Source organism: Kosakonia sp. (genome assembly GCF_032052965.1).
GTDB lineage: Bacteria > Pseudomonadota > Gammaproteobacteria > Enterobacterales > Enterobacteriaceae > Kosakonia.
This window is the reverse complement of record NZ_DAMBVN010000005.1, coordinates 90,833-117,111: the sequence shown is the minus strand read 5'-3', so window position 1 is coordinate 117,111 and position 26,279 is coordinate 90,833. Positions and strand designations below refer to the sequence as shown.

27 protein-coding genes are annotated in these 26,279 nt (G+C 55.7%); 16 read left to right on the top strand and 11 right to left on the bottom strand.

Features of this window, described 5'->3' with window-relative positions; genetic code table 11:
• Nucleotides 1-2 precede the first annotated feature (2 nt).
• Together sbmA and RTX30_RS08705 are read right to left on the bottom strand one after the other, a co-directional pair.
• Entirely contained in the window at nt 3-1,223 is a 1,221-nt protein-coding gene (gene sbmA, locus RTX30_RS08710; protein ID WP_312688921.1) for a peptide antibiotic transporter SbmA, read from the bottom strand.
• A 135-nt stretch (nt 1,224-1,358) separates the two neighbouring features.
• Nucleotides 1,359-1,892, bottom strand: a complete 534-nt coding sequence (locus RTX30_RS08705) for an isochorismatase family protein (RefSeq protein ID WP_312688920.1) — start codon at nt 1,890-1,892, stop codon at nt 1,359-1,361.
• A 190-nt stretch (nt 1,893-2,082) separates the two neighbouring features.
• Between RTX30_RS08705 and ampH the strand changes: the two genes are divergently transcribed.
• The 11 genes from ampH (at nt 2,083) to RTX30_RS08650 (ending at nt 14,945) form a co-directional block, all read left to right on the top strand.
• Nucleotides 2,083-3,240 carry a D-alanyl-D-alanine-carboxypeptidase/endopeptidase AmpH gene (gene ampH / locus RTX30_RS08700; protein ID WP_312688919.1) on the top strand — a complete coding sequence of 386 codons (1,158 nt, stop codon included), beginning with the start codon at nt 2,083-2,085 and terminating at the stop codon, nt 3,238-3,240.
• A gap of 122 nt (nt 3,241-3,362) precedes the next feature.
• Nucleotides 3,363-4,334 carry a porphobilinogen synthase gene (gene hemB / locus RTX30_RS08695; protein WP_312688918.1) on the top strand — a complete coding sequence of 324 codons (972 nt, stop codon included), beginning with the start codon at nt 3,363-3,365 and terminating at the stop codon, nt 4,332-4,334.
• 170 nt (nt 4,335-4,504) lie between these two features.
• A complete protein-coding gene (locus RTX30_RS08690) occupies nt 4,505-6,223 on the top strand; it encodes a GNAT family N-acyltransferase (protein ID WP_312688917.1) in 1,719 nt (572 codons plus the stop codon).
• Nucleotides 6,224-6,878: 655 nt separating this feature from the next.
• Nucleotides 6,879-8,252 carry an ethanolamine permease gene (gene eat, locus RTX30_RS08685; protein WP_312688916.1) on the top strand — a complete coding sequence of 458 codons (1,374 nt, stop codon included), beginning with the start codon at nt 6,879-6,881 and terminating at the stop codon, nt 8,250-8,252.
• A gap of 9 nt (nt 8,253-8,261) precedes the next feature.
• Nucleotides 8,262-9,650, top strand: a complete 1,389-nt coding sequence (locus RTX30_RS08680; protein WP_312688915.1) for an ethanolamine ammonia-lyase subunit EutB — start codon at nt 8,262-8,264, stop codon at nt 9,648-9,650.
• A complete protein-coding gene (gene eutC, locus RTX30_RS08675) occupies nt 9,647-10,426 on the top strand; it encodes an ethanolamine ammonia-lyase subunit EutC (RefSeq protein ID WP_312688914.1) in 780 nt (259 codons plus the stop codon). The genes RTX30_RS08680 and eutC overlap by 4 nt, the downstream gene beginning before the upstream one ends.
• Nucleotides 10,427-10,519: 93 nt before the next feature.
• A complete protein-coding gene (locus RTX30_RS08670) occupies nt 10,520-11,020 on the top strand; it encodes a hypothetical protein (protein ID WP_312688913.1) in 501 nt (166 codons plus the stop codon).
• Nucleotides 11,021-11,030: 10 nt separating this feature from the next.
• Nucleotides 11,031-11,483: a YetF domain-containing protein gene (locus RTX30_RS08665; protein WP_312688912.1), complete on the top strand. Its 453-nt coding sequence runs from the start codon at nt 11,031-11,033 to the stop codon at nt 11,481-11,483.
• Nucleotides 11,484-11,586: 103 nt separating this feature from the next.
• Nucleotides 11,587-12,546 carry a D-2-hydroxyacid dehydrogenase gene (locus RTX30_RS08660; protein WP_312688911.1) on the top strand — a complete coding sequence of 320 codons (960 nt, stop codon included), beginning with the start codon at nt 11,587-11,589 and terminating at the stop codon, nt 12,544-12,546.
• A 192-nt stretch (nt 12,547-12,738) separates the two neighbouring features.
• Nucleotides 12,739-14,121: a D-arabinono-1,4-lactone oxidase gene (locus tag RTX30_RS08655; protein WP_312688910.1), complete on the top strand. Its 1,383-nt coding sequence runs from the start codon at nt 12,739-12,741 to the stop codon at nt 14,119-14,121.
• A 5-nt stretch (nt 14,122-14,126) separates the two neighbouring features.
• A complete protein-coding gene (locus RTX30_RS08650; protein WP_312689134.1) occupies nt 14,127-14,945 on the top strand; it encodes a glycosyltransferase family 8 protein in 819 nt (272 codons plus the stop codon).
• A 36-nt stretch (nt 14,946-14,981) separates the two neighbouring features.
• Here the strand turns inward: RTX30_RS08650 and RTX30_RS08645 are convergent, their stop codons facing one another.
• The 6 genes from RTX30_RS08645 to RTX30_RS08620 form a co-directional block, all read right to left on the bottom strand.
• Nucleotides 14,982-15,560: a LysR family transcriptional regulator gene (locus RTX30_RS08645; protein WP_312688909.1), complete on the bottom strand. Its 579-nt coding sequence runs from the start codon at nt 15,558-15,560 to the stop codon at nt 14,982-14,984.
• A 70-nt stretch (nt 15,561-15,630) separates the two neighbouring features.
• Nucleotides 15,631-16,410 (bottom strand): heme ABC transporter ATP-binding protein, encoded by a 780-nt coding sequence (locus RTX30_RS08640; protein WP_312688908.1) that lies wholly within the window; start codon nt 16,408-16,410, stop codon nt 15,631-15,633.
• Entirely contained in the window at nt 16,403-17,398 is a 996-nt protein-coding gene (locus tag RTX30_RS08635; RefSeq protein ID WP_312688907.1) for an iron ABC transporter permease, read from the bottom strand. The genes RTX30_RS08640 and RTX30_RS08635 overlap by 8 nt, the downstream gene beginning before the upstream one ends.
• Nucleotides 17,398-18,216 (bottom strand): hemin ABC transporter substrate-binding protein, encoded by an 819-nt coding sequence (locus tag RTX30_RS08630; RefSeq protein ID WP_312688906.1) that lies wholly within the window; start codon nt 18,214-18,216, stop codon nt 17,398-17,400. The genes RTX30_RS08635 and RTX30_RS08630 overlap by 1 nt, the downstream gene beginning before the upstream one ends.
• Nucleotides 18,213-19,265 carry a ChuX/HutX family heme-like substrate-binding protein gene (locus RTX30_RS08625; protein WP_312688905.1) on the bottom strand — a complete coding sequence of 351 codons (1,053 nt, stop codon included), beginning with the start codon at nt 19,263-19,265 and terminating at the stop codon, nt 18,213-18,215. The genes RTX30_RS08630 and RTX30_RS08625 overlap by 4 nt, the downstream gene beginning before the upstream one ends.
• A 109-nt stretch (nt 19,266-19,374) precedes the next feature.
• Entirely contained in the window at nt 19,375-21,741 is a 2,367-nt protein-coding gene (locus tag RTX30_RS08620; RefSeq protein ID WP_312688903.1) for a TonB-dependent receptor domain-containing protein, read from the bottom strand.
• A gap of 223 nt (nt 21,742-21,964) precedes the next feature.
• Here RTX30_RS08620 and RTX30_RS08615 point away from each other — a divergent pair, with 223 nt between their 5' ends.
• A complete protein-coding gene (locus RTX30_RS08615) occupies nt 21,965-22,243 on the top strand; it encodes a SelT/SelW/SelH family protein (protein WP_312688901.1) in 279 nt (92 codons plus the stop codon).
• Nucleotides 22,244-22,576: 333 nt separating this feature from the next.
• On the opposite strand, the gene RTX30_RS08610 is transcribed toward RTX30_RS08615, so the two are convergent.
• Together RTX30_RS08610 and RTX30_RS08605 are read right to left on the bottom strand one after the other, a co-directional pair.
• Entirely contained in the window at nt 22,577-22,813 is a 237-nt protein-coding gene (locus RTX30_RS08610; protein WP_312688899.1) for a hypothetical protein, read from the bottom strand.
• Between the two features lie 101 nt (nt 22,814-22,914).
• Nucleotides 22,915-23,091: a general stress protein gene (locus tag RTX30_RS08605; RefSeq protein WP_312689132.1), complete on the bottom strand. Its 177-nt coding sequence runs from the start codon at nt 23,089-23,091 to the stop codon at nt 22,915-22,917.
• Nucleotides 23,092-23,457: 366 nt separating this feature from the next.
• On the opposite strand from RTX30_RS08605, the gene RTX30_RS08600 reads away from it, so the two are divergent.
• A complete protein-coding gene (locus tag RTX30_RS08600) occupies nt 23,458-23,784 on the top strand; it encodes a four-helix bundle copper-binding protein (RefSeq protein ID WP_312688897.1) in 327 nt (108 codons plus the stop codon).
• A 62-nt stretch (nt 23,785-23,846) separates the two neighbouring features.
• On the opposite strand, the gene RTX30_RS08595 is transcribed toward RTX30_RS08600, so the two are convergent.
• On the bottom strand, nt 23,847-24,338 hold the full coding sequence (locus tag RTX30_RS08595; RefSeq protein WP_312688894.1) for a DUF2938 domain-containing protein: 492 nt from the start codon (nt 24,336-24,338) through the stop codon (nt 23,847-23,849).
• Between the two features lie 75 nt (nt 24,339-24,413).
• Here RTX30_RS08595 and RTX30_RS08590 point away from each other — a divergent pair, with 75 nt between their 5' ends.
• The 3 genes from RTX30_RS08590 to zinT all read left to right on the top strand — a co-directional run bounded on the left by RTX30_RS08590 (nt 24,414) and on the right by zinT (nt 26,255).
• Nucleotides 24,414-24,812: a helix-turn-helix domain-containing protein gene (locus RTX30_RS08590; RefSeq protein ID WP_409429811.1), complete on the top strand. Its 399-nt coding sequence runs from the start codon at nt 24,414-24,416 to the stop codon at nt 24,810-24,812.
• A 78-nt stretch (nt 24,813-24,890) separates the two neighbouring features.
• On the top strand, nt 24,891-25,397 hold the full coding sequence (locus tag RTX30_RS08585; RefSeq protein WP_312688892.1) for a hypothetical protein: 507 nt from the start codon (nt 24,891-24,893) through the stop codon (nt 25,395-25,397).
• Nucleotides 25,398-25,610: 213 nt separating this feature from the next.
• Nucleotides 25,611-26,255 (top strand): metal-binding protein ZinT, encoded by a 645-nt coding sequence (gene zinT / locus RTX30_RS08580; RefSeq protein WP_409429810.1) that lies wholly within the window; start codon nt 25,611-25,613, stop codon nt 26,253-26,255.
• Nucleotides 26,256-26,279 lie beyond the last annotated feature (24 nt).

Below are 26,279 nucleotides of genomic sequence, written 5' to 3'. Positions count from 1 at the left end.
TTTTAACCAAAATGATGCGGCACGGGCTGAACCGCCTGCCCATCCAGTTCACGCTCAAAACTGCGCAAACGCTTGTAGATAGACATCAGTTCCACCAGCGTCGTCCAGGAGGAAATCAGATACTGGAACGAACTGCGTACCTGCTCAAAAACGTTAGTGATCTGGCGCATCAGACCGAAGGTGATCGCCCCGGCGGCAATCGTCGGGAACAGCACAATCAGGCCAAACACCACATCCACCTGCAGGTACAGGATACGGGCGATATTGAAATACATATAGTGAAAATAGAGGCGGAAATAGTTACGGCGCACGGCAGCAAACAGCTCGGCAATGGTGTGAGGCCTTGCGCGATGGTGATCGTCTTCGCCGTACACCAGTTCTTTACGGTAGGCGGCTTCAACACGCTGATTTTTAAACTCCAGCCCCGGCAGTTTGATCCCCACAAACGCCAGCAATACCGTGCCGAGGATCGCCCAGCCAATCGCGGCAATCACCAGGCCGTATGCCACATGCCCCACCAACGGGAGCTGTTCGACGTGCGGTGACAATGCCACCAGCACCGGCAAAAACGCGATCAACGTCATCACCGCATTGATAAAACTGGTCCCCATGTCTTCAAGCGTAGTGGCAAAACGCATGGTATCTTCCTGCACGCGCTGCGCTGCCCCTTCGATATGACGCAGATGATCCCAGTGCGCCATGTAATATTCGTTCATTGCCGTGCGCCAGCGGAACACATAATGGCTGACAAAGAAGTTATTCAGCACCGCAACCGTCACCGCGATCAGCGCTATCCACAAAAACACGCCAATCTCGCTGTAAAGCTGGCCAATGCTGACTTTATTGGGCGCGCTCAGCGCCGTCTGAATCAAATCATAAAACGGTTGATACCAGGCATTGATGGCCACATTCACCTCCACCAAAAACCAGGTCACAAAGATGATTAACGCCGTTCCCAGAATGGACCAACGCTGCCAGCGGTGCGGCGAAAAGGTAAACCAGCAGGCGGCAAACACCCCGACGCAAAAAGCGTAGTAGGCATAAAACAGCAGATAACCCGGGCTCCAGAAACGCGAGGCGCTGATAGGGACATCCGTTGATGCGCCAGTCAGGCGCATCAACCAGGCTTCGCCGCCCACCTGCCAGAAAATCACGGCGATGGCGGTCCAGATAAAAGCGGACAAAAAGAACAGTGTTGGCTTCGGAAAGAAGGCTTTAAACATCGTGCACTCCTGCTTATTTCTTATTATTTACGACAAATGCTGTGTACCGCATGGCTACGCTGCGCCATCACGCAGCGATAAAAAAGCGCCGCCAGGGCGACGCCGTATCGTTGTTTCTGACCTAAGGGTAACGCCTTAGTTCGTTTGCCATTCGTGAAGAATTGTTTCGACGGGTTTCACCAGTACTGGATTCCCTGGCACGGTGAGCGTGCGCCAGACCTCGTTGTAATGGGCGATGAGCGTGCTGGCTTGCGCAGCAGGACGATTCGCCGTGGTATGCGCATCTTCTGCCATCGTGATGGCATAACCGCGACTGGCGCCGTTTTTGAGGGTGGTGTCCACACAATAATCGGTTGCACAACCGCACATCACAAACGCCGAAATGTCGTGCGCTTGCAGGAGCCCGGCAAGTGACGTGTTATAGAACGCATCGCACGCGGTCTTGGTAACATACAATGCGTTTACCGGTTGAGAGAGTTCTGGCAAAAGCGCAAAGCCCTCGCTGCCCTCTTCCAGCCCTCCGGCTTCCGCATGCTGGATAAAAATCACCGTCTCTGCCGCTGCCGTTAGCTGGTTAATACGCGCGACACACTGTTCACGTTGAATACGCGGAGTGGCAAAGACGCCATTTTGCATATCCACGACCATAACCACCCGTTTGCCTGCCATTGTTGACTCCTGTACGTGGGAAATGAAGAGGTTACCACATGCCCGGAAAGGCTCAGTCATAGGGAAAAAATTTCATTTTTACCCATCGTTACGTATTAGGGCGAAATAATACGCTTATTGCTGCTTTGCAACGGCGTACTAAATAGTATAAATACGCTCTCTCTTTCCCATTTTTATAGGGATCCCTTCGTTGAAACGTTGTTTGCTTTTTTCTGCGATGCTGTGCGCATTGAGCCTGACGACCGCCCAGGCGGCGCAACAATCGCCCGATCCGGTGTTTGCTTCGGATATCGTTGACCGCTATGCCAACCATATTTTTTACGGCAGTGGCGCAACAGGAATGGCGATGGTCGTAATTGACGGTAATCAGCGCGTGTTCAGAAGCTATGGCGAAACCCGCCCCGGCAGCAATGTGCGCCCGCAACTGGACTCGGTCATCCGTATTGCTTCGCTCTCGAAGCTCATGACCAGCGAAATGCTGGTAAAACTGCTCGATCAGGGCGTTGTTCGGCTTGACGATCCCTTAAGCAAATATGCGCCGCCGGGCGCACGCGTACCGACATACCAGGGAGCGCCGATTACGCTGGTGAACCTTGCGACGCATACCAGCGCCCTCCCGCGTGAGCAGCCAGGCGGCGCGGCGCACCGCGACGTTTTTGTCTGGCCTGACCGCGCACAACGCTGGAACTGGCTCTCCACGGCCACGCTGAAATACGCCCCTGGCACGCAGGCCGGCTACTCCAATCTGGCGTTTGATCTGCTGGCCGATGCGCTGGCCCGCGCAGCCGGTAAACCGTATCCTCAGCTGTTTGAAGAGCAGATCACCCGCCCACTGGGCATGAAAGACACTACCTTTACGCCTTCTCCGGATCAGTGCAAACGCCTGATGGTGGCAGAAAAAGGTGCCAGCCCGTGCAACAACACGCTGGCGGCCATCGGCAGCGGCGGGGTTTACTCCACGCCGGGCGATATGATGCGCTGGATGCAGCAGTTCCTCTCGTCGGACTTTTATACCCGTAACAGCCAGGCAGACCGCATGCAAACGCTGATTTACCCGCGAAACCAGCTGACCAAAGTTGTCGGCATGGATGTGCCGGGCAAAGCCGACGCGCTAGGTCTGGGCTGGGTTTACATGGCACCGAAAGAGGGCCATCCGGGCATTATTCAAAAAACGGGCGGCGGTGGCGGCTTTATTACCTATATGGCAATGGTTCCGCAGCACAACGTCGGCGTATTTGTGGTTATTACCCGTTCGCCGTTGACCCGTTTCGTGAATATGAGTGACGGCGTCAACGATCTGGTCAGCGAGCTGAGCAACAACAAACCGCAAGTGGTTCCGTCCTCCTGACAGACACGCCGGGGCTGGCACGCATTGCCTTCGTCCCGGTGTTTAACAGCGATTTTGGTAAAACGGCGCATGCTCTTTTCCGCTACAATGCGCCTTTCTGTTCCACAAATATCAGGCATACCATGAACGATTTAATCACTCGCCCTCGCCGCCTGCGCCAGTCACCTGCGCTGCGCGCTATGTTTGAAGAGACAACACTGAGCAAAAACGACCTTGTGTTGCCGATCTTTGTTGAAGAAGAGCTCGACGATTACAAAGCCATTGACGCGATGCCTGGCGTGATGCGCATTCCGGAAAAATACCTCGCCCGCGAGATCGAACGCATTGCCAATGCGGGGATCCGCTCGGTCATGACCTTTGGTATTTCTCACCACACCGATGACACTGGTAGCGATACCTGGAAAGAAAATGGCCTGGTGGCGCGCATGTCGCGTATCTGCAAAGAGACCGTGCCGGAAATGATCGTCATGTCTGACACCTGCTTCTGTGAATACACCTCTCACGGTCATTGCGGCGTGCTGTGTGATCACGGAGTGGATAACGACGCAACCCTGATCAATCTGGGCAAACAGGCCGTGGTCGCCGCCGCCGCCGGGGCAGATTTTATTGCCCCTTCCGCCGCAATGGACGGCCAGGTGAAAGCCATTCGTCAGGCGCTGGATGCAGCAGGTTTCACCGACACCGCCATCATGTCTTACTCGACCAAGTTTGCCTCTTCGTTCTACGGCCCGTTCCGTGAAGCGGCGGGCACTGCCCTGAAAGGCGATCGTAAGACCTACCAGATGAACCCAATGAACCGCCGGGAAGCGATCCGCGAATCCTTAATCGACGAGGCCGAAGGCGCAGACTGCCTGATGGTGAAACCGGCGGGCGCATACCTCGACATTCTGCGCGATGTTCGCGAGCGCAGCGGTCTGCCGCTCGGTGCTTATCAGGTCAGCGGCGAATACGCGATGATCAAATTCGCTGCGCTGGCGGGTGCCATTGATGAAGATAAAGTGGTACTGGAGAGCCTCGGCGCGATTAAACGCGCAGGCGCCGATCTGATCTTCAGCTACTTCGCACTCGACCTCGCCGAACGCGGCCTGCTCTGAGTCCACGCGTTACCTTCCCTCTCCTGTCGCGGGAGAGGGAATGCCCCTGTTACACCGCAACCCTCCGCCGCCCTCCGCCTCACGCCGCATTGTCATAACTTCATTGTAATGAAATGTAAACGTCATGTTCGGCCTTTACTGTCATCGGCAAGACGGGAGGAGGACCAACCATGTTTAGTCTCGACAACGTACTCGATGACCTCTGGCCACAAGCCAGGCCCGCGCCCTGGCAAAAAAATCTGCTCAGGCGGCTGCTTTATGAACGGGAATTCCAGCAGTTTGCTGAACGCCACCCCCACCTGAAAGGACTGGACATGGTGGAACAGGTGCTCGAACACCTGCAAATCCGCTGCACTGTCCCCGCGCATGACCTTGAACAAATCCCTGAACATGGCCCACTGGTGATTATCGCCAACCATCCCACCGGTACGCTCGACGGCCTGGCGCTGATGTATGCCGTGTCGCGGGTGCGCCGAGATGTCAAAGTGGTCACCAACCGCATGCTCAGCCACCTTGAGCCGCTGAGTTCCCTGTTTATCCCGGTGGATAATATGGGCGGTCGCACGCGCCGCACCGCGCTGCAACAGATGGAAAACCATTTACAAGCCGGTGGCGTGCTGATTTTCTTCCCCGCCGGAGAGGTGTCACGCGTGACCCGCAAAGGGATCCGTGACAAAAGCTGGCACACGGGCTTTGTAAAACTGGCCAGCAAGTTCCGCGCCCCGCTACTCCCCGCATGGATTGATGCCCGCAACAGTGCGCTGTTTTATGCCAGCGCCATGGTGTCGGACACGCTGCCGCTATTGTTGTTAATGCAGCAGATGTTTCGCCGCCGCAACAGCAACCTGCCGATCAAAATCGGCCAGCGCATCCCCTGGGATAGCTGGCATACGCCGCAACTCTCTTCTCGCGAGCTGGCCGATAAGTGTCGCCAGCACGTTCTGCGTCTGGGCAAGGGATTGCCCGGCCCCTTTAAAACCGAGTGCGCCATTGCCCGCCCGGAAGAGCGCATCATTCTGCGCCGCGAGCTTAACAAAGCCGAGTGTCTTGGCCGCACGGCGGATGGCAAAGTCATCTATCTCTGGCAGCGCAAGGGGCAGGAAGATGCGCCGCTACTGCGCGAACTGGGGCGACTGCGGGAAATTGCCTTTCGCGCGGTGGGGGAAGGCAGCGGTAAACGTCGTGATACGGATAAATATGACGACGATTACCTGCACCTGATCTTATGGGACGACAGCGATCTGGAAATTGTCGGTGCCTATCGCTTTATGCCTACAGCCCAACAAGTCGAGGCGCGCGGCATTGAGGGACTGTACAGCCACAGCCTGTTTCACTATGACGAACGGATGGCAGATGTGCTACGCCACGGCATTGAACTGGGGCGCAGCTTTATTCAGCCGCGCTACTGGGGACGCCGCGGCCTCGATTACCTGTGGTCAGGGATCGGTGCCTATCTGGCGCGCTATCCGCAATACCGCTACTTGTTCGGTCCGGTATCGATTTCCGGCGGTATGCCGCCCGCGGCGAGGGATCTGCTGGTTGCTTTTTACCGTTTGTGGTTCCCTGCCACCTGGCCGCTGGCGTCGTCGCGCCGCCCGTGGCCAGCCACCATGCCCGATGTGCTGGCGCAATTTACGGGTGAGGATTACACCGAAGATCTCACGCGGTTGAAATCGTTGCTGGGCAACCTTGGCTGCGGCATTCCACCACTCTATAAACAGTACTCTGAGCTCTGCGAAAGCGGCGGTGTGCAGTTTATTGATTTTGGCTGCGACCCGGATTTTAACAACTGCGTGGACGGCCTGGTGCTGGTGGATTTAACGTACCTGAAAGCCAACCGCTACGAACGTTATATTGCCGCGCATCTGCCCGAGCAGAAAGCGGGCTAAACTCTCCCCTCCCCTGCGGGGGAGGGAAAATTACCCGTGCACCAAACGTAAATTTGCCCGTCGGCTATTAAGTCGCGGATTATGCGTAAAAATGACGTATAAAATAGGACGCCAGGCCATACCCCCTCCTTTATTAAATATAATCCGAAGCGATACTGAATTTTGGGGTACAAAATAAATTGCCTGCCAATTCAGGTCAACCGCTTCCCATGAATTATATTTAACGTCAGGCTCTCGCCTGAATACTCTGTGTATCGGCTCACAAAACCCATTCATTCATATCGTAAAATCAGCATGTTAAGTTAATGTGAAATTATTCTCAAAGAATCGAATCATTAATCTAATTAAAGCTTTTGCTGATGGAAATAACTTAAGAAAATTCGCAATTAATTTCCATTAGCGAACAACAAAATTCCTAAACCCGCTCCGGGTAAATTATTTTTCAAACCCGGTGGAAATAAATTTCACATTAAGCAGCAGGAACCTGATTAGGTGGCGTGCTCACCATCGCGGGGCAGCCGCTGCACCAAAAACACGCCTGCGGCAGCACTATAATGGGTATAAAAAAGTAACCTCATGAATGAAAAGGGTTATTTTTTCTGGCATCCGCTTTGCAGTCTCTCTGCAACGTTATTCAATGGCGAGGCAGAACAGAATGAGTACCACAACACTTAAAAGAACACTGGGCAGCTTCCGTTTGTGGGGCATTGCCGTCGGACTGGTTATCTCAGGGGAGTACTTTGGCTGGAGCTATGGCTGGTCCCAGGCCGGAACAATGGGTTTTTTGATTGTGGCACTTCTTATTGCCGCAATGTATTGCGCTTTTATCTTTAGTTTTACCGAGCTGACCACTGCCATCCCACACGCTGGCGGCCCCTTCGCGTATGCCTACCGTGCATTTGGCCCAACGGGCGGGTTTATTGCGGGCTTTGCCACATTGATAGAGTTTGTTTTTGCCCCGCCGGCTATCGCCATGGCGATTGGCGCCTATCTGAATGTGCAGTTCCCGTCGCTGGATCCCAAATGGGTCGCCTGTGGCGCGTACATTATTTTTATGACACTCAATATTCTTGGTGTCGGCATTGCCGCCACCTTTGAGTTAGTGGTTACCTTGCTGGCCATTTTCGAACTGCTGGTGTTTATGGGCGTGGTCGCGCCGGGCTTTTCGTGGGGCAACTTCACCGCCCATGGCTGGGCAGGCGCGGAGAGCTTTAGCGGCCTTGCGCTGCCAGGGATGTTTGCCGCCATTCCGTTCGCCATCTGGTTTTTCCTCGCCATTGAAGGCGCGTCGATGGCAGCAGAAGAAGCCAAGGATCCGCAACGGACAATTCCGCGCGCACTGGGCGGCGGCATTCTGACCCTGACGGTACTGGCGGTGGGAGTTATGATTTTTGCCGGCGGTGTGGGCGACTGGCGTGCGTTGTCCAATATTAACGATCCGTTGCCGCAGGCTATGAAAGTCGTCGTTGGCAATAGCAGCGGCTGGCTGCATATGCTGGTGTGGCTGGGACTGTTTGGCCTGGTGGCGTCGTTTCACGGCATCATAATGGGTTACTCACGGCAAATTTATTCGCTGGCGCGCGCCGGTTATCTGCCAGCAAGCCTGGCAAACCTGAACCGCAAAACCCGCACGCCGCATCTGGCGATCCTGGCCGGTGGCGTGGTGGGTATCGCGGCGATTTTTTCCGACTCGTTAATTACCATCAGCGGCATGCCACTGACGGCCTGCATTGTGACGATGTCGGTTTTTGGCGCTATCGTAATGTATATCATCTCGATGGCGGCCTTGTTCAGATTGCGCCGCAGCGAGCCGGAACTGGCGCGCCCGTTTAAAGCGCCGCTGTTCCCGTATGCGCCCGCCTTTGCCTTAGGCATGGCCGTGCTCTGCCTGGTGGCAATGGTCTGGTACAACACCCTGCTGGCGCTGATCTTTGCCATCATGATGCTCGGCGGTTATTTGTGGTTCCGTAAAACGGCGCACGCCCGCGAACGCGCCAGCCTGGACCCGCAACTGCGCGCGATTTCCTGAGGAGGGTCAATGTATAAAACCACTCTGGCGCACCGGAGTTACACGTTCGCCAGTCTCAAAGACGTCATGGCAAAAGCCTCCCCGGCGCGCTCCGGGGATGTGCTGGCCGGAGTTGCCGCACAGTCGGCAGAGGAGCGAATGGCGGCAAAAATCGCCCTTGCGGATGTGCCGCTACGCGATATTCTCACCAACCCGTTGATCCCCTACGAGGAGGATGAAGTCACGCGTCTTGTCATCGATACCCACGACGCCGCCGCCTTCACGCTGATTGCACATTTGACGGTGGGCGAGTTTCGCGACTGGCTACTGGCAGACAGCACCGACACGGCAATGCTGAGCCATGTTGCCCGCGCCATCACGCCGGAAATGGCCGCTGCAGTCAGCAAGTTAATGCGCAACCAGGATCTGATCCTCGTCGCCAGCAAGTGCAGCGTAATTACCCGCTTTCGTAATACCATTGGTCTGCCTGGCCACCTGAGTGTGCGTTTACAACCTAACCACCCCACCGACGATGTGAAAGGCATTGCCGCCAGCATGCTTGATGGTCTGTTGTATGGTGCGGGCGATGCGGTTGTCGGCATCAACCCCGCCAGCGACAGCCTGCCGGTGCTGGAAAAACTCAACCATATGATGGCAGACATTATCGATCGTTTTGCCATTCCAACGCAGTCCTGCGTACTGACCCATGTCACCAACACCGTGCAACTTATTGAACGCGGCGCGCCCGTCGATCTGGTGTTCCAGTCGGTTGCGGGTACCGAAGCGGCGAACAGCGGTTTTGGTATTAACCTTGCGCTGTTGCAGGAGGCCCATGAGGCGGCGTTAAGCCTGCAACGCGGTACGCTGGGCAACAACGTCATGTATTTTGAAACGGGCCAAGGCAGTTGCCTCTCCGCCAATGCGCACCACGGTGTCGATCAACAAACCTGCGAGGCGCGCGCCTATGCCGTTGCGCGCCACTTCAACCCGTTGCTGGTCAACACGGTGGTCGGCTTTATCGGCCCGGAATACCTGTATGACGGCAAACAGATCATCCGCGCCGGGCTGGAAGATCACTTCTGCGGCAAGCTGATGGGTCTGCCGATTGGCTGCGACGTTTGCTACACCAACCACGCCGAAGCCGATCAGGATGATATGGATACCCTGCTTACCTTGCTGTGCACCGCCGGGCTCACTTTCCTGATCGGCGTGCCGGGCGCAGACGACATTATGCTCAATTACCAGAGCACCTCTTTCCACGATGCGCTATATGCCCGCCGCCTGCTGGGGCTTAAGCATGCGCCGGAGTTCGCGCAGTGGCTGACCCGCATGCAAATTATCGATGCCCACGGCCAGTTGCGCCTGACCGGTGCCAACCACCCGCTGTTAACCGCCTTGCCACAAGGAGCACACGTATGACCGCGCCCGATGCCTGGACACTGCTGCGCGAATTCACCGATGCCCGCATTGCGCTCGGGCGCTGCGGCGCAAGTCTGCCCACGCAGGAGGTGCTCAACTTCGGGCTGGCGCATGCACAGGCCCGCGATGCCATTCACCAGCCTTTTGACAGTGAAACGCTGGCGCGGCAACTCCATACACTGGGGTTGAAGACGCTGGAGGCGCACAGTGCCGCGGCAGACCGCCACACCTACCTGAACCGCCCGGACCTGGGACGCGTACTCAGCGAAGAGAGCAGGAAAGCGCTGGTAGCCAGCCGCACTGCGCCGCACGACTTACTGCTGGTGATTGGTGACGGTTTGTCCTCCCATGCCGTCCACCGCCAGTCGACGGGGCTGATCAGCGCCCTGCTACCCTACCTGCACACGCTGGGTATTTCTCCTGGGCCGATTGTGCTGGCGCATCAGTCGCGCGTCGCGCTGGGTGATGACATTGGTGAAACGCTGGGCAGTAAAGCCGTGGCGATCCTGATTGGCGAGCGGCCTGGCTTGTCCTCACCGGATAGCCTGGGCGTCTATCTCACCTGGCAACCAACGCGTAAACGCATTGAATCCGAGCGCAATTGCATCTCTAACATTCGCCCGGAAGGCCTGAGCTATGAGGCTGCCGCCTTCAAACTGGCGTGGCTGCTGGAGCAGGCCTTTTTGCGCCGCCTGACTGGCGTTCAGTTAAAAGACGAAAGCGACAACCCGGCCCTACACGGGCGCGTCACGCCCCGCATTGCCCCCCGCTTCTGAGCCATCAATCGCGCTTCCTCCGGAGGTGAAGCGCCCTTTCTTTTACGCTCGTCTACACTTTTATCGGTGTGGTGGCGAACCCGTGGAGGAGAGATGGCGCCGAAAACACAGCAACCTTATCCCGTGGCCGATAGCCCCTTCTGGCTACATGTTGAAACACGCGTGCAAAAGTGGGGAGCGCTCCTGTTGGGGGGGATTGTCATCGCTGCATTATGTGGTTTCTTTTCACAAGGCTGGCTGAGTGACCGAACCGTTACCAGCGCCGATAACACGCTCAGCGTGCACTACGATCGTTATGGCCGTTTGATGAGCGATAATGACATGCGGCTCACCGCTAACGCCGGCAGCAGTCAGGTGGTATTTACGCTCGGCGGGGATTTCATGCAGGATGTTGAAATCCGTACGCTGCACCCTCAGCCGCAGAAAATGTACAGCCAGGACGGTCAACTGTTCCTCGAATATACCCGCCCCGATGCCCAACGCCCGTTGACCGTGTGGCTGGGTTTAACCCCTCAGGCCATGGGGACCAGCACACAACGTTTCTCACTCAATGGCGCCCCGGCAATCACCGTAGAGCAATTTATCTGGCCCTGAGGAGAGAAGAATGGACATGGTGTTGCGCGCTGTCGCGATCTATCTGGTGTTGATGGTGGTGTTTAAAATTGCCGGCCGCCGCGCCCTGCTGCAAATGACCTCGTTTGACTTGATTTTACTGCTCATCATCAGCGAGGCCACACAGCAAGCGCTGCTGGGCAATGACTTTTCTGTTACTGGCGCAGCACTCACCATTATCACGCTGGTGGTGGTCGATATCCTCTTTGGCACGGTGAAAAAGTACATCAAAGGCGCCGAGAATTTGATAGATGGCACGCCAGTGGTACTGGTGGAAAACGGAGAACTGATCGTCAGTAAAATGCGTGAAGCGGACATTACACGTGACGATATTATGGTATCCGCCCGTAACAATCAGGGCATTGTTGACCTGGCGCAGATAAAATTCGCCATCCTGGAGCGTAACGGCCATATCTCTATCATTCCCAAAGAGGGCGCATCATAACGCACAGGCACAGCCCCCTTCATCGTATTTAAGAAAGTCCTTATCACACGGCTATATATCGACTACGTTGATGGCCAGTTGATAAAAAACACAGGGATAACAGATGAAAATTATTGTGTTAGATGGAGGGGTATTGAACCCAGGCGATCTCGCCTGGCATGCGCTTGAGCAACTGGGAGATGTCACAGTCTACGACAGTTGCAACACTGAGCAGGTCGCCGAACGCCTTGCCGGTGCGGATATTGCCATCACCAACAAAGTGGTGCTCGACGACACCCTCTTCAGCCAGTGCCCGGCGTTAAAAATGATTGCCGTCACCGCCACCGGTTATAACGTGGTGGACATTGCCGCCGCCAGGGCGCGCGGAATTGTCGTATCGAACGTGCCCACTTACGGCACCGCGACCGTCGCACAGTTCACCACAGCGTTAATGCTGGAGTTGTGCAACCGAGTCGGCGAACACGATGCCGATGTCCATGCCGGCGGATGGACGCAGCGCAACACCTGGTGTTACTGGCTGAAACCGATGATCGAAGTGGCAGGCAAGCGCGTTGGCATTATTGGCTATGGCCGTATCGGCCAGGCATTCGGCGCGGTGGCGCAAGCGCTGGGTATGGAAGTGCTGGCCTGTTCCGCACGTTCACGCAGCGACGAAGTGCGCGGGGATGTACGCTTCGTTGACCTCGATACGCTGTACGCCGAAGCAGACGTCATCAGCCTGCACTGCCCACTGACGTCAGAAACCAAAGGCATGATTAACAGTGCCGCGCTGCAAAAGATGAAACCCACCGCTCTGCTGCTGAACGCCTCACGCGGGGAGCTGGTAAATGAAGCGGACCTGGCCGCCGCCCTGAACGAAGGACGCATTGCGGGAGCCGCCGTCGATGTGCTGTCGAAAGAGCCTGCGCAGGCAGATAACCCGCTACTGTCGGCGAAAAATTGCCTTATTACCCCGCATATGGCGTGGGCCTCGGTCGAGGCGCGCGGGCGCATTCTGTCAACCACGATCGATAACGTTAAAGCCTTTCTCGACGGCCAGCCGCAAAACCGGGTTGATCAGTAATACCTTGACCCCACACGCCGTAGAGGTGGGGTCCCTTCTGCCTATGGCAAAGAAAAGCGCTTCTGCACAGGCGATGCCACTCGCCTCTGTTAACCCGATGAGAACTATTGTGAAAATGCCGGGTTCACGCCATACCTTTTCCTGATGGGCTACGCTTGGTTTACAGAGTAAAAACAGAGCGAGGAGCCGCCAATGACCAGCACGCACGCCCTTTTCCCCCGTCGCCAGCCTCAGCAAGACGCCGGGGATCCGCATCTGCTTAACTGGGCAAAAAACGCCACGCTTGCTGCGACCTGTGCGGTAGTGACGCCAGAAAATGAAGCGCAACTGCAGGCCGCGATCCGGGCATGTGGTGGCAAAGTGCGAGTGATGGGCAGCCGCATGTCGCCCGGTAGAATGCTGGCGCTCAGCCATGAGGACGATATTCTGATCGACCTTTCCTGTCTGCGCGGCGCGCTCGCCGTAACCGAAGAGAGCGTGACCTTCGCCGCTGGAACGCCGCTGCATGAAGTGTTTGAGATCCTCACCGCGCTTAACCGTATGTTGCATGCGTCACCCGGTGTGATAGATGCACAAACCCTCGCTGGCGCCATCTCCACCGGAACACATGGCCAGGGGATGCAACAAAGTTCGCTGGCGGACGAAGCGCTGAGCATCCGGCTGATCGATGCCGGCGGCACTATCCACGACATCCCCCGTCAGCACCGATGGTTTGCCGCGGCGCAACTGGGACTGGGCACATTGGGTGCCATCAGCGCGGTAACGCTGCGTACCCGCCCGGCTGCGCTGTTTACCTGTTTTAAAAACGCCAGCAGCGCAGACAATCTGGCACACGATTTGGTGACGTGGAATGAGCAATGGGCGTTCAGCAAGGCATGGTGGTTCCCCGATGAGAATAAAGTCCATACCTGGAACGCCCGCGAAGCGCGTGATGATGAGCAGGCGCAATGGCGCCAGAATCGCGGTGAGCTGGTCGAGTTTGACGAAACCGACACACAGATGAATGCCACGGTGGAGAAAACATTGCAGCACATGCAAGACGATACCCACATTGTGGATGAGAACGGCAAACCGTTTCGCACCGTTACCCGGTTTAAAGATTTCTCCGACGTGACTGGCGATATCTATCAGATCTTTTGTCGGGGTATCGCTACGCCGCAAATCAATATTGAAATCGCGATCCCGATGGATCGCGCACCTGCGGTTATTGCCCGTCTGAAAAAATGGCACACCCAGGCGCACCCGCATATGCATTACCCCATCATCCTGCGCTGCACCGGACCTTCCAGCGCCTGGCTCAGCCCGGCCTATCATCAGGCCACCTGTTTTTTTGGCTTTGTGGTCTATTACGCTGAAGACGGCTCGCTGTCGGATGAGGGGCTGGCCTTTCTACGCGCCGCCGAAAAGCGCCTGGCGGAAGAAGGCGGTAAGCCGCACTGGGGGAAATATTTCGATCCTCAGTTGTATGACTGGCCAGCGCTCTACCCACAGTGGGCGGAGTTCCAGGCCATCCGCCGCCAGCTCGATCCGCAGGGGAAATTCCTTAACGCATTTATGACGGAGCTGATGGCATGAGTCCGATGTATGCGTGGGTTACGTTGCTGACACAGTCGGCTTATTTGCCGGGTATTGAGGCGTTACACCGTTCGCTGCGCGCCAGCGGTTCACCATGGCCGCTGGTAGTGATGGTGACGGCGGCCATTGATGAGCCCAGCCGCCAGCAACTACAGCAAGCGGGTTGCCGCGTGGTGAAGGTGCCGGATATCGGCCCCGATCCGGCGCTGGCACACCATTATGCTAATGCCCGTTTTGCCGAGGTCTGGAGCAAACTGGCAGTGTGGACACTGACCGATTACCAGCGCGTGGCGTTTCTTGATGCCGATATGCTGGTGGTGAAAAATATGGATGAGGTTTTTACGCTGCCTTTACCAGAAGGAGCTATCGCCGCCTGTCATGCCTGCCGCTGCAACCCGAATAAGATAGCCAGCTACCCGGCAAGCTGGCAACCGGAAAACTGCTACTACAGCTGGTGTGACGATCCGCAAATGCATGGGCACCCTCCCGCCTCGCTGGACAATTACCTGAATGGCGGCTTTCTGGTTCTCACGCCAGATAACACCGTCTATCAGCAAATGATGCAGCAGCTGGCAGCAAAAGAAGATATCTCGGACTGGGCATTTGCCGAGCAGGATTTTCTCAATGCGTTTTTTCGCGACCGCTGGGTGCCGCTGCACTATGGCTATAACGCCCTAAAAACGCTGCCGTTACAGCACCCGAAAATATGGGATTTCGGGCGGGTAAAAAATATTCATTACATTATTGATAAGCCGTGGGAAAAACGCCCGCAGCGGGGAGATCAAGGGTATGAACTTCATCGATTGTGGTGGCAATACCGCTGATCAGCCAGTGAACGGGGCGCTTGAATACTACGAGGCCTACAGCGGCTCAACGGAACGGGCAGACAACAGCCAGTCACGGAAGTGCTGACATACGGGTTGCTGCAGGGTGGTTTTGTCGTAGACCAGCCAGCGCCCGTCCGGGAGCGGATGCGACACCCAACCCGGCGTCTCCGGCGCCTGCTCATAGACGGCGAAATCAATCTCTTCTTCATTAAGATCCACGACCCGCCGCGTTGCGTTGATCAGCACCTCTGCCCCCGGTCTGGCGTGTTCAAACTCCGCCAGCCGGGGAAGCAAATGCAAAATGGCAAACTCAGCAGGGCAACTGAACGTGACCCGCTCTACTGTCGCATCGTCAAGAAGCCGCTGCGTGGCCTGCGAGATCTGCCGGAAAGCAGGCTGCACTACGCGCAAATAACTCACGCCTTCCGGCGTTAACGCCAGAAAGCGCGGGCTGCGGGTAAACAGTCGCACATTGACTGCGTTTTCCAGCCGGGTGATTTGCTGGCTGACCGCACTGGCGGTAATGCCCAGCGCTTCTGCTGCCTCTTTCATACTTTTATAACGCGCCACAGCTTCAAAACAGATCAGCGCCTGCATCGGTGGTAGGGGCATCACACATCTCCGCATCAGTGAGTCACACTACACTGTAGCAAAGCCAGGCAAATCCCCGTTGCTGCGTGGGTCAGACCGAAAGAAATACCTGCACAGCGTCGACAGACGGGTGCGGCGCCACACACACCTGCGCGCCATACCACTGCGCGATAATTTCCGGGCGGATCACTGACGCAGGCGCGCCCTGCACCACCAGTTTGCCGTTGTGCAACAGCAAAACCCGATCGGCCCACAGCGCGGCAAGATTAAGATCGTGCAGCACCGCGCACACATGCAATTTTCCGCTGTGGGTCAGCTGTTTAAGCAAACGCAGCAACTGCTGTTGATGATAAAGATCCAGCGCTGAGGTGGGCTCATCGAGGAACAGCCAGCCTTGCGGGGCATCCTCATGCCACAACTGCGCCAGGCTACGCGCCAGTTGAACCCGCTGCTGCTCCCCGCCAGACAAAGTACGGTAGCGCCGCCGGCGTAGTGCATCGCACCCGGTTAGCGCAATGACCTGGTCTACAATCTCCCCTTCACGTTCAGGCCCCCAGGGGGCCCGCCCCATTGCGACAATGGCTTCAACCGGCCAGTCAAAACCCAGTTGCGTGTTTTGCAGCATCACTGCCCGGCGGCGCGACAGCGCCTGCGGCGTCCACTGCGCGAGAGGGCGAGCGGCTAACAGGCACTCGCCATGATCGGCCGCAAGATACCCCGTGAGCAGACGCAGCAGTGTCGACTTGCCCGCGCCGTTCGGGCCAATCAGCGCGACCCGTTCCCCGCCGCCAAGCGTCAGTGAGACGTTGTCGATGAGCGGACGCGTTCCTGCTTTCAGGTGTAGGTTAACTGCGGTCAGGTACTCATCCATGCGCGGCGCCCCTCTGGCGGAAAATCAAGCCTAAAAACCACGGCGCGCCGAGCAGACTGGTTAACAATCCAACCGGCATTTCGGCGGGGGCAACCACGGTTCGCGCCACGGTATCGGCAATCAACAGCAGACCAGCGCCCACGAGTAAAGATGCCGGTACCAGCACGCGGTGATCCGCACCCAGCCACATGCGCATCAGGTGGGGCACCACCAGGCCGACAAAACTGATAATGCCGCTGATCGCCACAGCCGTTGCCACCAGCAGCGCACTGCACGCTAATAAGCGCCGCTGAAGTGCCGGGACGTTAACGCCCAGGTAGTGCGCCTCTTCATGGCCCAGTTGCAGCAAATTAAGCGACGACGCCACACGCCAGATCAGCAACGAAGCGGGCAGGATCAGGCTGGCGGCGACCACCAGCGTTGGCCACTCGACTTGCCCCAGACTGCCCATTCCCCATTGTGAAAGCTGGCGTAACTGCGTGTCATTGCTGATCCATGCAAGTAGCCCTACTCCGGCGTTGCAAAGCGCGTTGATGGCGATCCCCACCAGCAGCAGTCGTGATAGCCCGCGATCCCCCGCCTGGCTGAGCAGAAAAATCACCACCATCACCGCCAGGCTACCTATAAACGCCGCCAGCATGGGCGCATAAAGTGCAACCAGCGCAGGCACCGACAGCGGCAACACCAGCCAGCAGGCCACCATTAATGACGCGCCGCCGCTGATACCCAACAACCCCGGATCGGCCAGCGGGTTACGAAACAGCCCTTGCATGACACACCCGGAGAGCGCCAGCGCAGCGCCCACCAGCACACCCAGCAGGACGCGCGGCAGGCGAATGGTCAGCCAAATCTGCCGCAATCCTTCATGTCCGGCCGTCCACAGGCTGGCAAACGGCAGCCGCATCGCCCCTTGCGTGGTCGCCAACAATATCAGCCCTAACAACAGCAAGAGCAGCCCCCACAAAGCACGGTATACGCCACGGCTCATCAGGGGTGTTGCTCCGCGTTACGGCGTAATTCCAGTAGCGCCTGCGGCGTGCGCAGGCTGAAGCCAAGTAGCGCCATATCATCGATCACCAGCCGTTGCTTGTTACGCCCGGCGGGCGTTTCCGCCAGCCCAGGCAACCGCCACAGGTTTTCTTCCCCCCCCATACTGCGCAAACCTTCGGCAGAGATCACCACCAGATCCGGCTGACTGGCAATCACCCCTTCCTGGGACATAGCACGATAGTGATCAAAGCCCTGCATGGCATTGTGTAAGCCCGCCGCGCGAATCGCGCCATCGGCTGCGGTCTGCTGCCCGGCCACTAGGGTGCCCATACCGCCGTGGCTGAGAATAAACAGCACCCGTTTATTGATGGGCGTTGTCGGCAACGCGGCGATCTCCGCCGCCAGCTTTTTACGCAGCGCTTCGCCCGCTTCCTGCTGCCCAATGGCCCCGGCAATCACCGCCACTTTCTTGTCGATGTCTGCCAGCGTATAGCCGCCCGGTACCGACACCACCCGGACATGGTTTTGCTGGATGTTTTGCAACACCCGTGACGGCTGCGCCTGCGCGCTTGCCAGTACCACCGTTGGGCGCAGTGAGAGAATACCTTCCGCGTTCATTTGCCGAAGGTAGCCCACATCGGGCAAGGTTTTCACGGCGGCAGGCCAGGTGCTGGTGCTGTCCCGCCCGACCAGTTGCGCTTGTGCACCCAGTCCATAGACGATTTCGGTAACATCGCCGCCAAGGGCAACAATTTTCTCTGCCGCTGCGCTGGCCACCAGCGGTAGCAGAGCCAGCAGTATCAGAAATTTTCTCATGCGGCTTTTCCTTTGTTGGCCAGCGCGTCTGTTTGCATCCGCCACTGTTGTTGCTCCGCATCACCTTCACTGCGTTGACCGTACAGTTGGGCGATTTGGCTGCCGTCTGCGGCAAATAACTCCAGGCTGGTGACATAGCCATCGGCGGTAGGTTTGCGCGTGATCCAGCTTTCATGGATCGCCGCCTGGCGCAGGTGCAGAGTGAACTGTTGATTGAAGATGTTGATCCAACCCTGCATCGGCTTCAGCGTCTCTATCACGCCGGTAAAGATCTGCACGCAGCCGCGGTTGCCGACGAAGATCATGATTTCGTTGCCGTCTTGCAGGACGGTGTCCAGCAAGCGCGGCAACGCGTCATTACTGACGAGATAGGCCAGGTCGTCGCCCACCAGGCGAAATGCCTGCTGGCGCGAAAGGCGGAAGGTCTTTAACAAGCCAAAGAACTGGTGTACATCGGTCATGGCGCGCCATGCCTGATCGACCTCGCGGGCATCGGCAGACGGTGCGTGCTGTTGCACGGGGGCTGCCAGCAGTGTGAGCGGCAGATCCGACGCATTGCGAAAGCGAGCAATCAGCGCCTCCCATGCAGCGCTATCGGTGTTCGCGGTGGTGTAAACCTTCAGCAGCGCGTCACCCTGATGGTCAAAAAACTGAATGCTCTGGCGTTCACCGCGCGGGCTCTGTTCGCGCAGGTAAAAGGCACTGGCCCACTGCTGCATAAAAAGACGTAAGTCGAGCGCCCGTGGGTTGAGTACCAGTCCGGCATGTTCACCAAGGTGTTGATGAGTAAAACGACCGATTTGTTCATGAACCGCCCAGTCATTGCGACAGAGGCTTTTGATCTCACCCACAGACTCCAGCGCCGCGATAATCCCCGCCATGTCGCTTGTCAGGCGTATCGCATCATGTCCAAGACGGGCATGGGTCAGTTCCGCTTCGCTCAACCCCATCTCACTGGCGATATCGCGGGCATATTTCGCTGGTTGCTGCGTTTTGATGGTCTGGTATTGATGCCAGATTTCGGCGACATTTTTTGACGATGCAAGCATGTTTATTTCCTTTAACGGTGTCTTCCCCGGCAGCGATACCGGGGAGAAAGAATGAATTTAACCGCGCCGCATTCGGCCGGTGACGGGCCGAACGAAAGCGCATGTCGCCTTAAAAATCGACGTTCACACCCAGTTGCCATGTCCGGCCCGGCATCACCGCCAGCGCCTGGTCATAGGCATTCTGGTTAGTGGACGTTTCCTGCGTCCGGCTGTTCAGATAATCCCAGTATTTGCGGTCGGTGATGTTATAGACGCCGCCGTTAATTTTGACGTGTTTCGCCACCTGCCAGTAGGCGCTCCAGTCCAGCACACCGTAGCCCGGCACCCGCATATATTCCGTGTTGCTGTTACCGAGGGCGCCGCCAGTATTGAGATAAGACTGGCGATTGGTCGCGGTGGCACGTTTGCCTTTAACAAAGGTGGCGGTCAGCGCGGTGCCGTAACGTTTTGCCGGATCATCCCAGCCGACGCCCACGATCGCTTTCATTGGCGCGACGCTGTCGAGATCAACGTATTTGTCGCCGGAATAACTCGATTTAGACTTGCCCTGGGTATAGCCATATGCCAGCGTGGCGCTCAGTCCGTTCAGCTCGTCGACCCAGCGACCAATGTTAAATTTCGCGCTGATCTCCCCGCCATAAATAAAGGCTTTATCGCGGTTTTCCGCCTGGTAAGTGGTGTAGATGTTCGACGGAACGTGGGTGAATTTGTCGGGGTTAGCCGAACGGGTGTATCGGGTATAAGCAATGAAGTTTTTATAGCTGTTGTAGAACAGCGCGGTACGCAGTGTCACGCCCGCGGCAACGTCACCTTTCATGCCCCATTCAACATTGTTACTGGTTTCGGTTTTCAAATCGGTGTTGCCGATCAATGCATACTGCCCGCGTCCCGCATAGCTGGAGCCCAGGTTCCATGAGCCATACAGCTGGCTGGCATTCGGGAACTCTGCACCACGTTTATATTGCAGGTACGTCATCAGGCGCGGCGTGATGTCATACTGGAACGTTAACGACGGCAGAAGCTGGGTATCGCTGTTTTTACCGTACAATGTCGACACCGAGGACTCCGTCAGCACGCTGCTGTTGGTCGTCAGGCTGGAGAGGTTATCCGGCCTGGTTGACTGGTAAACGACGCGCGCGCCGGGAATGATGGCAAAAGCGTGACCGTCAGCGTCGAAATTGATCTGATCCTGGACAAAACCGCCCAGCGTATAGCTGCTGCTGTCGGCTTCGGGCTGCATGATCACACTGAAAGTACTGGGTACAGGTGACTGGTTAAACGGGCGCTGGGTTTTGCTGGTGCTGGCATTGAAACCGGCACTCAGATCGTGGCGGCCAAGGCTTTTTGCCAGTGCCGTCTGCATGCCCCAGGTGTCGGTGTCATAGTTGGAGTAAACCGTCTCCATTGTGGCAGTGGTGCTGTCCGGCATCCAGGTGCGGTCATGTGCTTCTGTATGCTGATAGAAGAGCCTGGTGGACAGGCTGTCCAGCCAGTCGTTCATCGGCGTCCAGTCATCTTTCAGGCTCACGCCCCAGCGGCGGGTCTGGCTGGTCTGCTGTGCCTCGCCCAGAATCGCATTACCGCTGCTGTCCCAACTGTCGTAATGGGTGTGGTTGGTTTTGTGGTAATAGTCCAGCGTAGCGCTCAGTTTGTGCGCCTCATTAGGCTGCCAGATGCCGGACGCCAGCATCGCGTCGGAGTGCCAGTTGGCCGGGTAGGCGTCGTGGGTGCCGCTGTTGTTGCGGGTCTGCTGACCATCGCGGCGGCTGTAGACAAAAATTCCCCGCAGGGTATCGTCCCCTGCTGCGCCCGTCACGCCATTATGCCAGCTGCGATCGGCGGAGTCGTAATCGCTCTGGTAGCCAAAATAACTATCCTTACCCTGATGCAGAAAATCATCGGCGGATTTCGGTTTAAACGAGACGTTACCGCCAATCGAGGTATTGGCGTTATCTGTTGCGGTGGCGCCGGACTGAATGTCGACAGCCCCGTACATGTAAGGATCGATATAGTCGCGGCCAATGCCAAACGTGTTCAGGCCAGAACGACTGACATAACTGCGGCCAGTGGCGTCTGGCTGTGGAATGCCGTCAACGTCAATCCCGACACGGTTGCTTTCCAGCCCGCGAATGTTATAGCCGGTGTAACCCCCCCGATCGAAACCGCTTTTGCCGTTACCAGAACCGCCGCTGGAGCCGGTCGCGCTGATCAACGGTTCGTACCGCATAACAGAGCCGAAGTCTTTGGCGCCTTTGTTTTGCAAATCCTGGGCGCTGACAGCGTGGTGGCTGCCCGCCTTTAATACCGGTGCGGGCGCGGTGACGACCATCTCTTCAGCATTATCCTGAAGGCTGGTTGTGACGGTGGTTGAACCTGCCTCTGCCGCACAGGCGGAGGTGTGATACAGCGCTGCGAGTAATGAAGTCACCAGCATGCTTTTGCTAAAGCGAGGCCGGGAAAGTTGCGATTGAGACATATTTTGCAAGCCTATGAGTTATTAGTATCAGGCTCACCGCTTACTTCCAGTCAGGCGCGGGATTGTGCCGTGTCCGCACCAGACACTGAAGGCCAATCCTCATCGTTATCGGCCAGATAGTAATGATAATAATTATCACTTGCAACAAATTCATAGCAACTTCATATTCCCGACGCACTTTGCTTACAATAAAGACTCTGACAGGCACGCCGACGGTGAAAAAATGACCAAACCCGCCATTACTCTGCATTACTGCTCACAATGCAACTGGATGCTGCGCGCCAGCTGGATGGCGCAGGAGTTGCTGCATACCTTTAGCACCGATCTGGGTGCTGTCACGCTCGTGCCGGGCACAGGCGGGATATTTGTGATTGATATTGAGGGTGAGGTGATCTGGGACCGCAAGCGGGATGGTGGTTTTCCGGATGCCGCCGAACTTAAACGCCGGGTACGTGATTACTGTTTCCCGGAGAAGCCGCTGGGACATGTAGAAAAAGCGTAAACAGGCAGTAGCTGGGCAAACTATCATGCCGGTTCTGCCACAACAAAAAGGTCGCCGCAGCGACCTTTCTGTTACTTCTTCACCGGTTGCGGCTGTTTTTCACCCGACTCCGGCGCATGGTGTGGATCATCTTTTTCACTTTTCAGCACGGTACCCTCCCTCTCGCCACTCATGTTCTGACTATAGATAAGCGGAAAGAAAAAAAGCCAGGCGGCAGGCGAAAAAAACAGCGCTGACAACACTATTTTGCTGTTTATTCGGGCATTTTTTTAACGTCTGTGTGAACGTGGTTGCGACAAAATAAACGGAAAAACGACCCAAAAATAATGAACGTTATTTCTGTTTTGCATCGTCGGGGGTGATGTTACGAATTGCCATGCTGTGAATCAGGCGTTTTTGATAAGGGGCGAGAGGTAAATTAACGTCTTCAGATGTATCAATAATTATTCGGGTATGTTTTACGCTACACGATGCTTCAGTGATAATAAAATTGGTAATTTCTACTATTTCCGTATCATCGTCATCATTATTATTTTCATTTTTTTGTCTCATGAGATCCTCAGTCGACATGATAACATGCCATTTAAAACGAGCCGTCTCCGGCTCGCCTGTTATTAAGACAGCGAAAATTTATTGTCTTAATAAAGTCATATAACTGCAAAGCGCAGCGGTTATTTTTTGCCGCCGCTGTGGCTGTTCTGTCCGCCTTTTTTACCGGCTTCGGATGCACGCTCAGGGTCATTTTTAAAGTTGCCGCCACTGTTCTGGCCGCCTTTGCGTCCTGCTTCGGATGCTTTTTCACGATCTTCTGCGAAATTACCTGAACCGCCTCTATGTTGTTCTGCCATGGTATATCTCCACTTCTCATTATCGACATAATCGGTACGCATATTTCGTTGGCATATCGATCGCGTTAGAGCTTTAAGTCTGGTTGTTTATGAGAATAAGTCAAAGTATAAGCGCCAAATAAATAAAATAAATTGCATAGGGAATGCAACTTACTCATTAACAACGAATAACTGCGCCATATTTCTTTTTATTACCACCCGTAAAAAATTAAAAAAAAGCACAGACAAAAAAGGAGATGTATCTTCTTTATTTTACGTGAAACCACTGAATTATCACAGGACGATTAAATTAATACCGCCTGAAAAGTGGCTAAGTGGGATATTTTGTGCACACTTGAATGACACACAAAAAATGTGGAGATAATTATGCATTCCGAACATCAACAATGTGTCGAAACCTGCTACCAGTGCGCTGCGGCTTGTGAACATTGCGCCATTTCCTGCTTGCAAGAAGAAGATGTGCAGACGATGCAAGCCTGTATCCGGCTGGATATGCAGTGCGCCGCCATTTGCCGGGTGACCGGGCAATTCATGGCGCTGGAAAGCGAACATTTAGCCTCTATTAGCCGCATCTGCATTGATATCTGCCGTGCCTGCGCCGAAGAGTGCAGTCGTTACCAACATGAACACTGTCAGCACTGCGCGCAAATCTGCCGACGCTGCGCCGATGCGTGCCTGCAAATGGCCGCATGATGGATCCCTCAGGCTTATCTCTGGCCTGAGGGTTTCACCTGGGTGTCCTGCTGGGTGCTGCTTCATACGACTCGCGCTATTACCCAGGCAGACAGATATAGCCCGCCGCCATATATCAGATGCGTTAAGACACTGAGCAACCTGGCCCGACCATGGCGCGGTGTTTTTGCCGCCGCAATGCCAAAACCAAAAGCCGGTTGCATCACCATAAACGGGGCGAACAGGCTTATTATCCCGGCCAGCAGTGCAGGGTATAGCGTCGGTTGCCAGTACCAGTCGTGCCCGGCCAGGCAGAACGGAAGAAACGCAAAAATAGTGCCCGTAAGGTAGTGCATGCCCCAACCTACGCCTTTTTCGCCACTGCACGCGGGCGTCTGCCCTATCGTTTGATGGTAAAATCGCCCGCTGGGCATCCATAAGATCCAACGCCCTACCAGCGCATAATCCAGCGAAGGGATCGCCAGTACATGGCGCTGAAACAGCGACCACACATCCATGCATAGTGTTGCGCCCAACCCCGTGATGAGCAGCCGAATAATCAGGTCTGTGTCCATGCGTTGTGCCTTCTTTACCTTGTCAGTGATAAGCTTGCCAACAGTGTGCAACGTGAAGTGAGGTTTAAGTCAACAATGAAAGAGCTGGATATTGGCGAAGTGGCAGAGCGCGCCGGTATTGCGCCCTCAACCCTGCGCTTCTACGAGAAAAAAGGGTTGATTTGCCCCCTCGGCCGCCACGGTCTGAGAAGGCAATACCGGGAGGACGTCCTCAACCAGTTACAGCTGATAGCCCTCGGTCAGGCAGCAGGATTCACGCTGGATGAGATGGCACAGATGTTTGACCCCCGAGGAAAAGTAACGCTGGATCCGAAGAAAATAGTTAGCCGGGCGCAGGAGATAGACCACACCATCCGTAAACTCCGTCTGCTCAGTCGCGGTCTGAAACACATTGCTGGCTGTAGCGCCCCTGAACACAGCCAGTGCCCGGAATTTCAGAAAATCGTCGCCCGCGGATTGTTCCTCACCCGTTAAGCCCTACCTGAAATAAGAGTTCATTTCTGTGCCGTTGCGCCTATCCTGAGTGGGCAAAAAACGATAACGAGGAACGGAATGATGAAAAAAATGGTCATCTTGCTACCCGCCCTGCTGGCAGGGTGCACGGTAAGCGATGCGGAAATGCGCCAACGCTATGCCACTCACTACGCCCAGCCAGCAGAGTATGTGCGCGTTTATCAACAAAAAATCCAGACCATGAGTGTTGAAGAGCTGGCGGTACATGGCGCAGAAGCGGATAAAACGCGTATGGGCGGGCAAAAACGGATGAAAATCGGTGAATATCTCTATGTTGAAGATGTGCACCCGCAGGGAAATCGCGTGGTTTTCGACTACTCCCTGACGCCAGACTGGTTTAAACAGTCCAGCACAGCGCAGCTTGAACGTCAGCACAAGATGCAAAAAGATCTGATCTACCGTACCTGTTCGCTGGAAACGGTCAAACTGGCGCAGCAAAAAGGGCTGGAAGAGGAACACAATTATTACGCCCAGTACCCGCAAAAAATTGCTTTTACCCTGCGCACCAGCCGACAGATCTGCCTTCAAAATGGTTTCCCGCGTTAATTCGCAAGCTGTACTCTCTTAGGCCAGCGCCTGATTCAGGCCGTTGGCCGTGGGCTTCCCCATGCCCAGCACGTTCTTCCTGGCGCGCTATCGTCTTGCACCTTTCGTCTTTCACACACTAAACGACAGGCGTCACCCTTTCGCGTGGGTAGCATTTAGTTTTGTTATATTATAACATTTCAATTTGTCACAAACGATAAACAGGGATTACCGATGATCATGAAGAAACAAGCGTTTTTACTCGGCATGAGTGTGTTGCTTGGCAGCGCACAGAGCATGGCGCACGACCACCATCACGGCAAACCGCTAACAGAAGTGGAGCGCAAAGCCAGTGAAGGCGTTTTCGATAATAAAGATGTAAAAGACCGGACGCTGGCCGACTGGGAGGGCATATGGCAGTCGCTCTACCCTTATTTGCAGGACGGTTCGCTCGATCCGGTGCTGGAGAAAAAAGCCAGACAGGGTGACAGAACCGTGGAAGAGTATCGGGCCTATTACAAAAAAGGCTACGCCACAAACGTCGACATGATCGGTATTGAAAATAACGTGATGGAATTCCACGTGGGGGACAGCGTCAGCAGCTGCCGCTATGACTATGCAGGCTATAAAATCCTCACCTACAGCTCAGGTAAAAAAGGCGTGCGTTACCTTTTCGAATGTAAAGAGAGCCAGTCCAACGCGCCGAAATATGTGCAATTCAGCGATCATATTATTGCCCCGCGGCAATCACAGCACTTCCATATTTTTATGGGCAATACGTCTCAGGAGGCATTGTTAAAAGAGATGGACAAATGGCCGACCTATTATCCGTACAATATGAATAAAGAGCAGATTGTCGAAGAGATGTTACACCACTAATCTCGCTGCGTCGGGCGGCAATCT

What these genes read in the sequence shown, in the direction of transcription:
- RTX30_RS08670 (WP_312688913.1), top strand. Translation starts at nt 10,520, where the DNA reads ATGGCGCCGAAAACACAGCAACCTTATCCCGTGGCCGATAGCCCCTTC.
- RTX30_RS08615 (WP_312688901.1), top strand. Translation starts at nt 21,965, where the DNA reads ATGACCAAACCCGCCATTACTCTGCATTACTGCTCACAATGCAACTGG.
- RTX30_RS08595 (WP_312688894.1), bottom strand. Translation starts at nt 24,338, where the DNA reads ATGGACACAGACCTGATTATTCGGCTGCTCATCACGGGGTTGGGCGCA.
- sbmA (WP_312688921.1), bottom strand. Translation starts at nt 1,223, where the DNA reads ATGTTTAAAGCCTTCTTTCCGAAGCCAACACTGTTCTTTTTGTCCGCT.
- RTX30_RS08640 (WP_312688908.1), bottom strand. Translation starts at nt 16,410, where the DNA reads ATGGATGAGTACCTGACCGCAGTTAACCTACACCTGAAAGCAGGAACG.
- zinT (WP_409429810.1), top strand. Translation starts at nt 25,611, where the DNA reads ATGATCATGAAGAAACAAGCGTTTTTACTCGGCATGAGTGTGTTGCTT.
- RTX30_RS08620 (WP_312688903.1), bottom strand. Translation starts at nt 21,741, where the DNA reads ATGTCTCAATCGCAACTTTCCCGGCCTCGCTTTAGCAAAAGCATGCTG.
- eat (WP_312688916.1), top strand. Translation starts at nt 6,879, where the DNA reads ATGAGTACCACAACACTTAAAAGAACACTGGGCAGCTTCCGTTTGTGG.
- RTX30_RS08655 (WP_312688910.1), top strand. Translation starts at nt 12,739, where the DNA reads ATGACCAGCACGCACGCCCTTTTCCCCCGTCGCCAGCCTCAGCAAGAC.
- RTX30_RS08600 (WP_312688897.1), top strand. Translation starts at nt 23,458, where the DNA reads ATGCATTCCGAACATCAACAATGTGTCGAAACCTGCTACCAGTGCGCT.
- RTX30_RS08610 (WP_312688899.1), bottom strand. Translation starts at nt 22,813, where the DNA reads ATGTCGACTGAGGATCTCATGAGACAAAAAAATGAAAATAATAATGAT.
- RTX30_RS08680 (WP_312688915.1), top strand. Translation starts at nt 8,262, where the DNA reads ATGTATAAAACCACTCTGGCGCACCGGAGTTACACGTTCGCCAGTCTC.
- RTX30_RS08590 (WP_409429811.1), top strand. Translation starts at nt 24,414, where the DNA reads ATGAAAGAGCTGGATATTGGCGAAGTGGCAGAGCGCGCCGGTATTGCG.
- RTX30_RS08650 (WP_312689134.1), top strand. Translation starts at nt 14,127, where the DNA reads ATGTATGCGTGGGTTACGTTGCTGACACAGTCGGCTTATTTGCCGGGT.
- hemB (WP_312688918.1), top strand. Translation starts at nt 3,363, where the DNA reads ATGAACGATTTAATCACTCGCCCTCGCCGCCTGCGCCAGTCACCTGCG.
- RTX30_RS08625 (WP_312688905.1), bottom strand. Translation starts at nt 19,265, where the DNA reads ATGCTTGCATCGTCAAAAAATGTCGCCGAAATCTGGCATCAATACCAG.
- RTX30_RS08585 (WP_312688892.1), top strand. Translation starts at nt 24,891, where the DNA reads ATGATGAAAAAAATGGTCATCTTGCTACCCGCCCTGCTGGCAGGGTGC.
- RTX30_RS08605 (WP_312689132.1), bottom strand. Translation starts at nt 23,091, where the DNA reads ATGGCAGAACAACATAGAGGCGGTTCAGGTAATTTCGCAGAAGATCGT.
- RTX30_RS08635 (WP_312688907.1), bottom strand. Translation starts at nt 17,398, where the DNA reads ATGAGCCGTGGCGTATACCGTGCTTTGTGGGGGCTGCTCTTGCTGTTG.
- eutC (WP_312688914.1), top strand. Translation starts at nt 9,647, where the DNA reads ATGACCGCGCCCGATGCCTGGACACTGCTGCGCGAATTCACCGATGCC.
- RTX30_RS08660 (WP_312688911.1), top strand. Translation starts at nt 11,587, where the DNA reads ATGAAAATTATTGTGTTAGATGGAGGGGTATTGAACCCAGGCGATCTC.
- RTX30_RS08630 (WP_312688906.1), bottom strand. Translation starts at nt 18,216, where the DNA reads ATGAGAAAATTTCTGATACTGCTGGCTCTGCTACCGCTGGTGGCCAGC.
- RTX30_RS08645 (WP_312688909.1), bottom strand. Translation starts at nt 15,560, where the DNA reads ATGCCCCTACCACCGATGCAGGCGCTGATCTGTTTTGAAGCTGTGGCG.
- RTX30_RS08690 (WP_312688917.1), top strand. Translation starts at nt 4,505, where the DNA reads ATGTTTAGTCTCGACAACGTACTCGATGACCTCTGGCCACAAGCCAGG.
- RTX30_RS08705 (WP_312688920.1), bottom strand. Translation starts at nt 1,892, where the DNA reads ATGGCAGGCAAACGGGTGGTTATGGTCGTGGATATGCAAAATGGCGTC.
- RTX30_RS08665 (WP_312688912.1), top strand. Translation starts at nt 11,031, where the DNA reads ATGGACATGGTGTTGCGCGCTGTCGCGATCTATCTGGTGTTGATGGTG.